This is a genomic window from Streptomyces sp. AA1529 (assembly GCF_000280905.1).
Taxonomy (GTDB): Bacteria; Actinomycetota; Actinomycetes; order Streptomycetales; family Streptomycetaceae; genus Streptomyces.
The window spans coordinates 71411-83365 of record NZ_ALAP01000009.1 but is presented as its reverse complement, the minus strand read 5'-3'; the positions used below and the strand labels follow the sequence as shown (position 1 = coordinate 83365).

The following is an 11955-nucleotide window of genomic DNA, read 5'->3' as shown; positions in this document are numbered from 1 at the left end:
GGCAGGTCACGCACTGGCGTCTCAATGTACCGAACGGGGGCCTTTGCCGGAGTTCGCGTCGGTGCCTGCGTGTCGGCCCGGGCCGGGGTCGGGGCGGCACGGCTCCGTGCACGGTGCGGCCCGACTTCATCCGGCGCGGCACGGCTCCGGTGCGGCGTGGCGCGGCACGCCTCCGTCCGGCGCGGTGCGGCGTGGTGCGGCTGCGTCCGGACGGCCGCGGCCCGGTCACGGAGTGCTCTCCCGGTCCGGCGCCGGACCGGGTGGCCCGTCGGTGGCCGCCAGGGTGCCCCAGACGGCCATGGCGGCTTCCACGGCGCCGAGCAGGTCCTGGCGGGGGACTCCGTCCCTGGCCTGGACCGAGAGGCCGAACAGGACGGTCGCGTAGAAGGCGGCCAGTGCCCGGGTGTCGGCCCCGGCCGGGAGATCGCCCTCGGCGACCCCGCGGTCCATCCGCTCCCGGATCCGGCCCTCCATCGCGCGGCGATCCTCGGCCAGCAGCGCGCGGACACCGTCGTTCTCGGGGGTGCAGTTGGTGGCGGCGAGGACGATCATGCACCCGGGGGGCTTGCCGGCGGCGGTGTACGCGCAGGCGTTGCCGCGCAGCGCCTGCCGGACTCCCTCGCGGGCCGTGGACGCCTCGGACAGCGCCCGGCGGGTGACGGCGCCCTCGGTGCGGCCGTAGAGCGCGACCGCCGCACGGAAGAGGCCCTCCTTGGAGCCGAACGCGGCGTAGAGGCTCGGCGGCCGGATACCCATGGCCGCGGTGAGGTCGGCCATCGTGGTCGCTTCGTACCCGCGCTCCCAGAAGACGTGCATCGCCCGTTCGAGAGCGGCGTCCCGGTCGAAGGCGCGCGGCCGTCCGCGTGTGGCCATCCCGGCCTCCTTCTTGCCGTTGTCCTGCCGCTGTCCTGCCGCTGTCGTCCTGCCGTGGTGCGCCGCCGACCGCCGGTCGCGGTGGCACCGGCCGCCTTGTTTAGCGCTCGATACCGAAAGGTCTTGACGACCGAGGATACTCGTCGCTTAATTATGTAACGCTCACTACAGAAGAGGTGAGCGCACGACTCCACCCAGCGCATCGGAACGAGGACAGCCATGACGTCTGCGTCGACACTCCCCCTCAGCGGCAGAGCAGCACTGGTGACCGGCGGGAGCAGGGGCATAGGCGCGGCCGTCGCCCGGCGCCTCGCGGCGGACGGCGCGGACGTCGCGCTGACCTACGTCGACGCGAAAGGACGGGCGGCCGAGGTCGCCGCGGACCTCCGCGCCTCCGGACGCCGGGCCCTCGCCGTCCGGGCCGACAGCGCGTCGGCGACCGACCCGGTGACAGCCGTGCACCGCACGGTGCAGGAGTTCGGCCGCCTGGACATCCTCGTCAACAACGCGGGCATCTTCCCGAACGGCCCGCTGGAGGACCTCACCCCGGAGGAGATCGACCGCACGCTGGCGATCCATGTGCGCGCGGCGCTGCTCGCCGCCCGGGCCGCCGCCGCGCACATGACGTCCGGAGGGCGCGTCGTGACGATCGGCAGCAACCTGGCCGAGCGCGTGCCGCGGCCCGGCATCACGCTCTACGCCGCCTCCAAGTCCGCGCTCGGCGGCCTGACCCGCGGGCTGGCCCGCGATCTGGGAGCCCGTGACATCACCGCCAACCTGATCCAGCCCGGCTCCACCGACACCGAGATGAACCCGGCGGACGGTTCCCGCGCCGACGAACAGCGCGCCCTGACCGCGCTCGGCCGCTACGGAACCCCCGAAGGCGTCGCCGCCATGGTGGCCCACCTGGCCGGTCCGGAAGCCGCGGGTGTCACCGGCTCGGTGTTCACGGTGGACGCGGGCGCCAACGCCTGACCCGCCGCGGGCAGTCGGGCCCCGGCCGCCGCTCGGCGCGGGGGAACGGTCAGCGGTGGAGGGCCGCGTCCTGGTCCGGCAGCCAGCCGTCCGGAGGACGCCGCAGCCAGTCCCCGGCCGCCGCCTCCCCGCGTGCCGCCTTCCGCAGCGCGGTCAGGCCGGGGTGCCGCAGTCCGCGGCGCCAGACCATGGACACCGGGGAGAGCGGCACCGGAGCGGTCAGCGGTCGCAGGACCATGCCCTCGACCCCGACGAAGACCGATGTCGCCAGCACCGACCAGCCCTTCGCCCGCACCACCCGGGCGAACTCCCGCTCCCCCTCGATCTTCGGGAAGGGCGCGGCCAGTCGGATGCCCCGCTCCGCGAACAGGGCGCGCGCGTAGGAGGTCCACTCGGCGGTGCCGTCGTTCCCGGCACCGGCGTACAGCGTCTCGCCGGCCAGCTCCGCCAGCGGCACCTCGGCCCGCCCGGCGAGCCGGTGCCGTTCCGGCAGCAGCACGGCCGTCCGCTCGTAGCGCACCAGGGCGTGCTCCAGGCCGGACAGGATCTCGGGCGGCAGGCCGGCGACGCGGCCGAAGGAGACATCGAGCCGGCCCGCGAGGAGATCGGCGGCGGCCGCGGTCAGCCCGCTGTGGTAGCGGGCGACGAACTCGACGGCCGGGGCCGCCTCGCGTGCCGCCTCCAGCACCCGCTGCCCGGTGGAGACCGGAGCCGCCACATCGACGGCCAGCGGCCGACCGCCCCGCCCGCCGTCCCCCGCGAAGGCGGCGGCCAGTTCGTCGTGGGCGGCCAGGGTCCGGCGCGCGTACGGCAGCAGCCGCTCCCCCTCCGCGGTGAGCGCGACCTGCCGGGTGCTGCGCACGAACAGCACGGCACCCAACTCGCGCTCCAGCGCCCGGATGTCGCGGCTGAGCGCCTGCTGGGCCACATACAGCCGGGCCGCGGCACGGGTGAAGTGCAGCTCCTCGGCAACGGCCACGAACGCCCGCAGCCGGCGCGGAGAGAGGTCGTCGGACACCAGGAGACGGTAGGCGGGCGGCCCCCGATCCACAACACAGCTGCGTGAAAGGGCCGCCCACAGGTGTTGGACCGTTCCGGGCGTCCGCCGCAACGCTGGACGCATGCCCCTCCCCCACGTCCCCCGCCTCCCCCGCCTCTCCCGTCGACCTCCGCTTCCGGCCCGGCCGCGGTACGCCGTCCACGGCGCCACCCTGGTGATCACGCCCTCCGCGGTACCGTCCGGCGGCCCGGCTCGCTCCGGCGACCCGGCACCGGTCGGCGACCCGGCTCCCTCCGGCCCGGCTCCGCGCCCGGCGGGCCCGTACGCCCGGCTGTTCGCCCGCCCCGGCGCCGTCGGCTGCACGCTCGGCGGACTCCTCGCCCGGCTGCCCATGGGCATGTTCACCGTCAGCGCCGTGTGGATGATCGCGGACGCGTACGGCTCATACGCGCTCGCCGGGAGCGTCACCGCGACCGGCCTGGCCGCGACCGCGCTGGCCGGACCGCTCGTGGCACGGGCCGTCGACCGCCACGGGCAGTCCCGGGCCGCCCTGCCGGCGACGCTGCTCGCGCTGCTCGGCTGGCTGGCCCTGGTGGTGTGCGTCCACACCCGCGCTCCGGTCTGGACACTGTTCGCCGCGTACGCCGCCACCGCCACCACCCCCAACACCGGCGGCATGGCCCGCGCCCGCTGGGCGCATCTGCTGCGCCGCGACCCGGCGGCCCGGCACACCGCCAACTCGTTCGAACAGGCCGCCGACGAGCTGTGCTTCATGCTCGGACCGGTCCTCGCCACCTTCCTGTGCACCGCGCTCTTCCCCGAGGCCGGAACCCTGGCCGGCTGCGGGCTGCTGCTCACCGGCACCCTGCTCTTCCTCGGCCGGCGCTCGACGGAACCCCCGCCCGCCCGGGTGCCGAACCGGGCCGGATCCGCACCGCTGCGGCAGCCCGGGATACCGGCGCTGCTGCTCGTCTTCGCCGCCACCGGGGCCGTGTTCGGCGCGCTGGAGGTGGTCACCCTCGCCTATGCGGACGGGCAGGGGCACCGGGCGGCGGGCGGCGCCGTCCTCGCCTGCCAGGCGGCCGGATCCGCCGTCGCCGGGCTCGCGTTCGGCACCCTGCCACCCGCCCGCTCCCACCGGCGGCGGCTGGCCGGCTGCACCGCCGCCATGGCCGCACTCGCGGTCCTGCCGCTGCTCGCCGCGCTGACCGCCCCGCTCCCGGTGGTGGCCGGGGCGCTCCTGGTGGCAGGCCTGGCGACCGCGCCGACGATGGTCACCGGCATGGCACTGATCCAGCGGCTCACACCCGCCGGGCGGCTCAACGAGGGCATGACGCTCGCCGTCACCGCGCTGCTCGGCGGGATCGCCGCCGGCTCGGCCGCCGGGGGCCGGGCCGCGGAATCACTCGGCTCCGCCGGTTGGGCCTACGGCATCCCCCTGCTGGCGGCGGCAGCGGCGACGGCGCTCGCCACCCTGCCGGCCGTGTCCGCTCGCCGCACCCGGGTGACCGCTCACACCGGGGGAACGTAGTGCTGGGGCAGGCCGCGCTGCTGGGGCGGCGGCAGGTTGCGGGCCGGCGTCTCCACCGGCGGCGCGGTGCCGGGCCCGCGGCCCCGTTCCCGCTCCCAGCCCGCCCGCGCCCTGGGGTGGTAGCGGCGCGAGGGCGGAACCAGCTTCCAGCCGTGGTGCACGAGCCGCCCGATCCTGCGCAGCCGCCGCTCGTCGCGGTCGGTCCACCGGTAGCCCAGCCGGTGGCGGACCGCGGGCGGGAAGAGCCCGACGGTGAACCACACCGTGGCGCGCGCCTGCGGGCCCCGCACCAGGCGCCACACCGTGTCCGGCAGCAGCCGCAGCGCGGGCGGTTTCGCGAGCATCCGCAGATCCAGCACATCGCGGGTGGGCCGGTTGTCCTCCAGCACCTCCTCGGCCATCCGCGTCCAGTACGCCTGGAACGCCTCCCAGTCGGGCGGTACGGGACGCATGCTCATGCCGTACAGCCGCCACCACTGCACATGCTCGTCGAACAGCTGCCGCTTCTCCGCCTCCGTCAGGCCCGGACCGAGCCGGTCGGCGACCAGCAGCGTGAGGACGAAGAAAGTGGCGTGCGCCCAGTAGAAGGTGTCGGGGTCGAGCGCGTGATACGGGCGGCCGGCGCCGTCGGTGCCCTTGACGGTGCGGTGGTAGCCGCGCACCTGCCGGGCCGTCGCCGCCGCACGCGGCCCGTCGTAGACCACGCCCCCGATGGGGTACAACGAACGGAACAACCGCTGCCAGCGCTCCTCGAAGAACCGGGAGTGCTCGGCCACCCCCGCGCCGAGCTGCGGGTGCATGTTCTGCATCGCTCCGGCCCACGGGGCCAGCAGCACTCCGCGCCAGTCCCCGAAGTACTTCCAGGTCAGCGACGAGGGGCCCAGGGGCTCCGGAGCCGGTTCTGCGCTGCGGGCGACCATGCGGCACTCCTTCCGCGGGCCTGCTGTGCACCGGGGCAAGGCTCTGCGCCCAGGGTAGATGCCCCGGGCGACGGAATCAGCCCCCCGCGGCCCCCGCATTGTTGGCCGCGGCCCGCGCGTCCATCGCCTTCTTCAGCGCGGGCCCGGCCACTCCCGCACGCGCGGTCAGCTCCTTGAGACGGCGGCGGTTCTGGTGCCGCACCCGCCAGCCCAGCTCCGGGCAGAGCCGGGCCAGCGCGGCGAACGAGGCCAGCGCGGCCCGCGACGGCTCGATCCGGGCCACCGGCTCCCCGCCGGTCAACGTCGCGACGGCCTCCGCGCGCAGCGCTCCCGGCACACTCCGGTCACGCACCGTGATCCGCTTGCGGCGCAGCGGCCTGCTCTCCACCCGGATCACTCCGGCGGCGGCCAGCTGCTCCTCCACGGCGAGGCAGGTCTGGCGGCGTTCCCGCTGCACCCAGGTGTGCCAGCGGCGGGCGCGGGGATGCTCGGCGATGACGCGGAGCGCGCCGTCGAGCACGGGGTCGCCGGTGCGGTGGCCGCCCACTGCCCGGACCCTGCCCTTGTCGTCGGCGACGCAGCCCCGCGCCGCCAGCTCCGCGAGGGTGCCGGCACGTATCGCGTACCCGAGCTGGTCGCCCCACTTGAGCTGCTCCTTCTCCACTTCGCACGCGAGCAGGAAGAGCCGCGCCGGCAAGCTGTCCATGACCCCGACCCGTTGCATCCCCCCATCACAGCACGCTGCCGGAGGCGGGGAAAGAGCAGGTCAGGACCATCAGGAAAGACCGAACACCAGGAACAGGAGGCGAAGCCCCTGCTGGCCGCGAAAAAAGGGGGGCCGCGGGTGGCGAAGCCCCCGCACGCGCGGCGACAGCCGCGCAGAAACGACGAAGGCGAGGTGGCCCACGCATTCCGTGGACACACCCCGCCCACCACACCCACCGGGCACCCCGCACGCCGCGAAAAAGGGGGGCCGCGGGTGGCGAAGCCCCCGCACGCGCGGCGACAGCCGCGCAGAAACGACGAAGGCGAGGTGGCCCACGCATTCCGTGGGCACACCTCGCCTTTCGCCTTCGTGGAGATGGCGGGAATCGAACCCGCGTCCAACGAAGTGGAAACAGGGCTTCTCCGAGCGCAGTCCGCTGCGATTTTCTCGGCCCCGGAGATCACGCGGACAAGTCTCCGACGGGCCCAGTCACTGTTCGATGTCCCGGTAGGTCCCGTGACCGGACCTACGCGGTGAGTTTCCTTAGCTGATGCCAGGAACCGGGGCGGAAACTACCCCGGGCTGACACTTCGCAGGTCGCTGCTCAGGCAGCGAGGGCGAAGGAATCGCGCTTGGTGTTGGCGATTATTTTTTTGCGGCACATGGTTAACGAGATCATTGCCGCGTTCCTCGGCTCGCTTCCCCTGCTTCGACGTTCGCTGTCGAAACCGATCATCCCCGTGTTGAGTTGACAATCTGCACAGCCACCCTCACGGGTGGTGCCGTCATGCTGCTCCCATACTACGCGACCCGGCCGCGGCGATGCCAACCATTTCGGCGCCGACGGGACCGTGCTCCGCAGCAGCGGCCTCAGACGCTCGCGCGCTGGCGGCGGCGGACCGTCGAGACGGCGCGTTCCGCCTCGCGGCGGTCCTGCTTCTCGCGGAGCGTCTGCCGCTTGTCGTACTCCTTCTTGCCCTTGGCCAGGGCGATCTCCACCTTGGCCCGGCCCCGGTAGAAGTAGAGCTGGAGCGGGACCAGGGTGTAGCCGGTCTCCTGGAGCTTGCCGGTGAGCTTGTCGATCTCGGCCCGATGGAGCAGCAGCTTCCGCTTGCGCCGGGCCGCGTGGTTGGTCCAGGTGCCCTGCGCGTACTCCGGGATGTGCACGTTGTGCAGCCAGGCCTCGCCGCCGTCGATCTGGGCGAAGCCGTCGACGAGCGAGGCACGGCCCTGGCGCAGCGACTTGACCTCGGTGCCCGTCAGCGCGATGCCGCACTCGTACGTGTCCAGCACGAGGTAGTCATGACGCGCCTTCTTGTTCTGCGCGATGAGCTTCCGGGCGTCCTTGTCGTCCTTGGCCTTGGCCTTGGCATTGGTCCGTGTCGTCTTCATCTTCGCCATAGCCGGTCCATTCTCCCACTACGACCGGGCCCCGAGGCCACTCAATACTGTCCTGGCCCGCTCCATGGACTCGCCCCTGCTGCGCACCGAGAGGTCGGGCGCGATGCCGTGCCCCTCCACGTCGCGACCCGACGGAGTCGTGTAGTGCCCCACCGTCAGCTCGGCGACGGAGCCGTCGGACTGGGGCCGGGGCATCTGCACCGAGCCCTTGCCGAAGGTGCGCGAGCCGACCACGACGGCGCGGCCCCGGTCCTGCAGCGCACCCGTGAGCATCTCGGCCGCGCTCATCGTCCCGCCGTCGACCAGGACGACCAGCGGGCGCCGCTCGACGTCGCCCGGCTGGTCCGCGTCGTCCTCGGCGTACAGCGCGTGCTCGGTGCCGTCGTCGTCGTAGGTGGCGACGAGACCGCCGTCGAGGAACGCCCCGGCCGCGGTGACCGCCTCGTCCACCAGGCCGCCGGAGTTGCCCCGCAGGTCCAGCAGGACGGGCCCGGTCTCGGGTACCCGCTCGCGGACCGCCTTCCGCACCTGTTCGCCGGAGCCCCGGGTGAAGGAGCGGATCGCGACCCGGGTGACGCCGTCGCCGACCTGGTCCACCCGCACCGACTCGGTCGTCAGCCGCTCCCGGCGCAGCGTGCGGTGCAGGTCACGGCCGCCGCGGGTGAGGTGGAGCCGGACCCGGGTACCGGGGTCGGCCGCGTCGGCGGGGGAATCCGGGTCCGAGCCGCGCAGCAGCGCCACCACGGCGGTGACCGGCTTGCCCGTCACGTGCCGGCCGGCCACCGAGCGCAGCCGGTCGCCCGCCCGGATTCCGGCGCGGTCGGCGGGGCTGCCGGGCTGCACCCGCTCCACCCGCACGGCGGTACCGCGCCCGGCCCGCTGCCCGCCCGCGCGGTCGGTGGCGCTCTCCGCGTCCGCGGCGCCGCTCCCGGAGCCGTCGGTGCGCGGTGCGTCGGCCCGGGTCTGCCGTACGGAGATGCCGACCCCCACGTAGGAGCCGTCGAGGGCCTGGCGCAGCCCCTCGTACTCGCGGGCCGAGTAGGCGGCGGACCAGCGGTCGCCGCTGCGGCTGACCACGGCGTCCGCCGCGTCGCCTCCGGTCCGGCCGCGGGCGCCGCGGGAGCCGGCGGACTCGCCCTTGGCGTCGGCCGGGCCGCCGAGTGCGCTGCGGCCCGCGCCGTGCGCGGCGCTGCCGGGAGCGGCCGTCCCGAAGGCGGCCAGCTCCCCGCCGAACGCTCCGGTGGCGGCTCCGGTCGCCAGCACACCGGCGAAGACCATCGTCAGGGCCCCGCGCCGCGGCCGGCGCGGGCGCGTTTCGAGGAACCACGAGCCTGGCATGGTCCGGAGTGTAGGCCAGTGCGGGGCGCCGCACGGGGGGTTGGGTGCACGGCGCCTCGCGGCCTGCGTCACACCTTCAGGTACTTGCGCAACGTGAAGAAGGCTGCCACGGCAGGCATCAGCAGCCCCACCGCGAGGATCAACGGCATCACCGCGACCACCGCGTCCCAGCCGATGAACTCGATCAGGGTGATCCTCTGCTGCAGCCAGTTGTTGATCAGGAGGTACTTGCCCAGGACGAGCAGCACACAGGCGAACCCGGCGCCGATCAGCCCCGCGATGGCGGCCTCCAGGATGAACGGCATCTGGATGTAGAAACTGGACGCGCCCACCAGCCGCATGATCCCGGTCTCCCGGCGCCTGCTGAACGCCGACACCCTTACGGTGTTGACGATCAGCAGCAGCGCGACCACCAGCATCAGCGACATCACGCACAGGGCCGCGATGTTCATACCGTTGAGGAGGTTGAAGAGCGGCTCCAGCGTCTTGCGCTGGTCCTGTACCTCCTGGACTCCCTGTCTGCCGGAGAAGGCGGTCTGCAGCACCTGGTACTTGGTCGGGTCCTTGAGTTTGACCCGGTAGGACTCCTGCATCTGGTCCGGCGTCAGCGAGGCGGCCAGCGGCGAGTCCTTGAACTGCTTCTTGTACAGCTTGTACGCCTGGTCGGCGGACTCGTGGTAGACCTTCTCGACGACGTCGAGCTTCTTCAGGTCAGCCTTGATCTCGCTCTTCTGCTGCCGGGTGACCGCGCCCTTGGCGCAGTTGGGGTCGTCCGAGGAGGCGTCGTTCTTGTTGCACAGGTAGATCGAGACCTGGACCTTGTCGAACCAGTACCCCTTCATCGTGCTCACCTGCTCCTGAGCGAGCAGCGAGCCGCCCGCGAGCGCGAGCGACAGGGCGACCGAGACGATCACCGCGAAGGTCATCGTGAGATTGCGGCGGAGACCGACGCCGATCTCCGACAGGACGAACTGGGCGCGCATGGCGTCCTTTCCTCAGTGCTGGTGCCGGTGCCTCAGTCGCCTCAGTGCTGGTATCCGTAGACACCGCGCGACTGGTCGCGCACGAGGCGGCCCGTCTCGAGTTCGATGACGCGCTTGCGCATCTGGTCGACGATCTGCTGATCGTGGGTGGCCATCACCACGGTGGTGCCCGTGCGGTTGATCCGGTCCAGCAGCTTCATGATGCCGACGGAGGTCTGCGGGTCCAGGTTGCCGGTCGGCTCGTCGGCGATCAGCAGCATCGGGCGGTTGGCGAAGGCCCGCGCGATGGCGACCCGCTGCTGCTCGCCGCCGGACAGCTCGCCGGGCATCCGCTCCTCCTTGCCGCCCAGGCCGACCAGGTCGAGGACCTCGGGGACCGTCTTGCGGATCTGGCCGCGCGACTTGCCGATGACCTCCAGCGCGAAGGCGACGTTCTGCCCGACGGTCTTGTTGCCCAGCAGCCGGAAGTCCTGGAAGACCGTGCCGAGCTGCCGCCGCATCTGCGGCACCTTCCAGTTGGACAGCCGCGCCAGGTCCTTGCCGAGTACATGCACCTGGCCGGAGCTGGCCCGCTCCTCGCGCAGGAGCAGCCGCAGGAAGGTGGACTTGCCGGAACCGGAGGAGCCCACCAGGAACACGAACTCGCCGCGCTCGACCTCCAGCGAGACATCGCGGAGCGCCGGGCGGTTCTGCTTGGGATAGGACTTGGAGACGCTGTCGAATCGGATCACGGATACACCACGTCGACCTGGGTAGGGACAACGGAAACCGCGGTGCGGCCCCCTGGGACGCCCTCCGGCGTCAGCCGGGAGCGGTGTGGGCGACCATACGCGAAGCGTGGCGTGCCGCGCACGCGGCACCCGCGCCCTCGCCCCGCCCCCGCGCCCCACCTGCCTGTTTCTGCGTGGAGCCGCCTCACCTGGCAGAGTGGAATCGAGCACCCCTGGGGAACGAATCACTCACGGGTGTCGTTGGCGCGACTGAGGAGGAGTTCGCATGACATGCGATCGACTGGTGTGTGCCAACTGCGCGGGGCCCGTGAACGAGGGGCGCTGCGCCGTGTGCCGTGCCCACCGGGAACGGCTGCACCGGGAGGCCCCGCTGGCGCATCTGTCCCCGGCGGCGCTGATCGCCCTGCTGGCGGCACTGATAGCGGTAACACTTGTGGCACAGCGCGTAGCCACGGCGTGACGTCGCAGACGCGCGCCGTGCACGAGCGCCGTCCCGGCGGGTGACCCGCCGGGACGCCGGACGGTGTGTCGTCACCGGAAAACACGAACGCGCCGGGTTGCGGCGGTCCGAAGACCCCCGCGCCCCGGCGCGCTGGTGCGAGCCTGACTCCTCAGGCGCCTGACTTCCTCAGGCGGCGGTGCGCCGCGAGGCGAGCCTCGGCATCAGGCGGAACCCAACGCCACCGGCGATCATCGTCGCCGCGCCCACCAGCAGGAAGGTCGTCTCGCCCGAACCGGTCTCGGCCAGCTCGTCCTTCGGCGCCTCCGGCTTGCTGTCCTGGACCGGCTGGCTGCCCGCGCTGTCCGGGTTGGTGCCGACCTCGCACTTCACCTGGTCACCGTCGAGGTCGCAGGTGTCGTCGCCGCCACCGCCGGAACCACCGGTGGTCGCCGGCTCCTCGCCGCCACCACCGTTGCCGTTGCCGCCGTTGCCGTTGCCGCCGTTGCCGTTGCCGCCGTCGTTGCCGTTGCCGCCGTCGGCGACACCGCCGTCGTTGCCACCGGCGTTGCCGTTGCCACCGTCGTTGCCGCCGGCGTTGCCGTTGCCACCGTCGTTGCCGTTGGCGTTGCCGCCGTCGTTGCCGTTGCCGCCGTCGGCGACACCGCCGTCGTTGCCACCGGCGTTGCCGTTGCCACCGTCGTTGCCGCTGCCACCGTCGTTGCCGCCGATGACAGTGCCGCCGATGCCGCCGTCGTCCCCGCCGATGCCGCCGTCGCCGCCGCCGATGCCGTTGTCGCCGCCGCTGTCGCCGCCGCTGTCACCGCCGCCGCTGTCGCCACCGCCGAAAATGCCGCCGAGGATGCCGCCGGAGTCACCGTCACCCGGCACATCGGCGGCCTGCGCGGCACCTGCGGCGGTCAGCGAGGCGCCCGCGGCGAACACTGCCGCTGCGGCGATCCGCGCGACCCGCAGCCGCGTCTTCGATTTGCTCATGTTCCAACTACCCCCAGTAGCTGTACTCGTGGATGGGGCCGCTGCGCGTGGAGCGCGATCCG

Annotated in this window: 12 protein-coding genes and 1 other RNA gene; 3 read left to right on the top strand and 10 right to left on the bottom strand. The window is 73.1% G+C overall.

All coding sequences use genetic code 11. From position 1 onward, the window contains the following. Window positions 1-225: 225 nt before the first annotated feature. Complete coding sequence (locus tag A949_RS0101680) at window positions 226-873, bottom strand: TetR/AcrR family transcriptional regulator (protein WP_019354273.1); 648 nt, start codon at window positions 871-873, stop codon at window positions 226-228. Window positions 874-1092: 219 nt separating this feature from the next. On the opposite strand from A949_RS0101680, the gene A949_RS0101675 reads away from it, so the two are divergent. Beyond that, window positions 1093-1848: an SDR family NAD(P)-dependent oxidoreductase gene (locus tag A949_RS0101675; RefSeq protein ID WP_026004249.1), complete on the top strand. Its 756-nt coding sequence runs from the start codon at window positions 1093-1095 to the stop codon at window positions 1846-1848. 49 nt (window positions 1849-1897) lie between these two features. On the opposite strand, the gene A949_RS0101670 is transcribed toward A949_RS0101675, so the two are convergent. Beyond that, a complete protein-coding gene (locus A949_RS0101670; protein ID WP_019354271.1) occupies window positions 1898-2866 on the bottom strand; it encodes a LysR family transcriptional regulator in 969 nt (322 codons plus the stop codon). 103 nt (window positions 2867-2969) lie between these two features. On the opposite strand from A949_RS0101670, the gene A949_RS0101665 reads away from it, so the two are divergent. Further along, complete coding sequence (locus A949_RS0101665; protein ID WP_078565303.1) at window positions 2970-4379, top strand: MFS transporter; 1410 nt, start codon at window positions 2970-2972, stop codon at window positions 4377-4379. Here A949_RS0101665 and A949_RS0101660 read toward each other — a convergent pair. From A949_RS0101660 to ftsE, 7 genes are all read right to left on the bottom strand, one after another. After that, window positions 4361-5299 (bottom strand): oxygenase MpaB family protein, encoded by a 939-nt coding sequence (locus A949_RS0101660; protein ID WP_019354269.1) that lies wholly within the window; start codon window positions 5297-5299, stop codon window positions 4361-4363. The two genes, A949_RS0101665 and A949_RS0101660, sit on opposite strands and share 19 nt — an antisense overlap. 76 nt (window positions 5300-5375) lie before the next feature. Continuing rightward, a complete protein-coding gene (locus A949_RS32095) occupies window positions 5376-6005 on the bottom strand; it encodes a GOLPH3/VPS74 family protein (RefSeq protein WP_019354268.1) in 630 nt (209 codons plus the stop codon). 367 nt (window positions 6006-6372) lie between these two features. Continuing rightward, window positions 6373-6745, bottom strand: a transfer-messenger RNA (tmRNA) gene (gene ssrA, locus A949_RS35850). A gap of 130 nt (window positions 6746-6875) precedes the next feature. Continuing rightward, a complete protein-coding gene (gene smpB, locus A949_RS0101645) occupies window positions 6876-7397 on the bottom strand; it encodes an SsrA-binding protein SmpB (RefSeq protein ID WP_026004248.1) in 522 nt (173 codons plus the stop codon). A gap of 27 nt (window positions 7398-7424) precedes the next feature. Beyond that, window positions 7425-8744: a S41 family peptidase gene (locus tag A949_RS0101640; RefSeq protein WP_026004247.1), complete on the bottom strand. Its 1320-nt coding sequence runs from the start codon at window positions 8742-8744 to the stop codon at window positions 7425-7427. A 68-nt stretch (window positions 8745-8812) separates the two neighbouring features. Beyond that, window positions 8813-9727, bottom strand: coding sequence for a permease-like cell division protein FtsX (gene ftsX / locus A949_RS0101635; RefSeq protein ID WP_019354264.1), 915 nt, complete (start codon window positions 9725-9727; stop codon window positions 8813-8815). 41 nt (window positions 9728-9768) lie between these two features. Continuing rightward, window positions 9769-10458 (bottom strand): cell division ATP-binding protein FtsE, encoded by a 690-nt coding sequence (ftsE, locus tag A949_RS0101630; protein WP_019354263.1) that lies wholly within the window; start codon window positions 10456-10458, stop codon window positions 9769-9771. A gap of 265 nt (window positions 10459-10723) precedes the next feature. Between ftsE and A949_RS36020 the strand changes: the two genes are divergently transcribed. Further along, window positions 10724-10918 (top strand): hypothetical protein, encoded by a 195-nt coding sequence (locus A949_RS36020; RefSeq protein ID WP_078534678.1) that lies wholly within the window; start codon window positions 10724-10726, stop codon window positions 10916-10918. A 168-nt stretch (window positions 10919-11086) separates the two neighbouring features. Here A949_RS36020 and A949_RS0101625 read toward each other — a convergent pair whose 3' ends face one another. After that, window positions 11087-11893 (bottom strand): hypothetical protein, encoded by an 807-nt coding sequence (locus A949_RS0101625; protein WP_026004246.1) that lies wholly within the window; start codon window positions 11891-11893, stop codon window positions 11087-11089. Between the last annotated feature and the right edge of the window lie 62 nt (window positions 11894-11955).

Excerpts from the sequence above, each read along its gene's own strand:
- A949_RS0101680 (WP_019354273.1), bottom strand. The coding sequence starts at position 873 with ATGGCCACACGCGGACGGCCGCGCGCCTTCGACCGGGACGCCGCTCTC.
- A949_RS0101675 (WP_026004249.1), top strand. The coding sequence starts at position 1,093 with ATGACGTCTGCGTCGACACTCCCCCTCAGCGGCAGAGCAGCACTGGTG.
- A949_RS0101665 (WP_078565303.1), top strand. The coding sequence starts at position 2,970 with ATGCCCCTCCCCCACGTCCCCCGCCTCCCCCGCCTCTCCCGTCGACCT.
- A949_RS0101660 (WP_019354269.1), bottom strand. The coding sequence starts at position 5,299 with ATGGTCGCCCGCAGCGCAGAACCGGCTCCGGAGCCCCTGGGCCCCTCG.
- A949_RS32095 (WP_019354268.1), bottom strand. The coding sequence starts at position 6,005 with ATGGACAGCTTGCCGGCGCGGCTCTTCCTGCTCGCGTGCGAAGTGGAG.
- smpB (WP_026004248.1), bottom strand. The coding sequence starts at position 7,397 with ATGAAGACGACACGGACCAATGCCAAGGCCAAGGCCAAGGACGACAAG.
- A949_RS0101640 (WP_026004247.1), bottom strand. The coding sequence starts at position 8,744 with ATGCCAGGCTCGTGGTTCCTCGAAACGCGCCCGCGCCGGCCGCGGCGC.
- ftsX (WP_019354264.1), bottom strand. The coding sequence starts at position 9,727 with ATGCGCGCCCAGTTCGTCCTGTCGGAGATCGGCGTCGGTCTCCGCCGC.
- A949_RS36020 (WP_078534678.1), top strand. The coding sequence starts at position 10,724 with ATGACATGCGATCGACTGGTGTGTGCCAACTGCGCGGGGCCCGTGAAC.
- A949_RS0101625 (WP_026004246.1), bottom strand. The coding sequence starts at position 11,893 with ATGAGCAAATCGAAGACGCGGCTGCGGGTCGCGCGGATCGCCGCAGCG.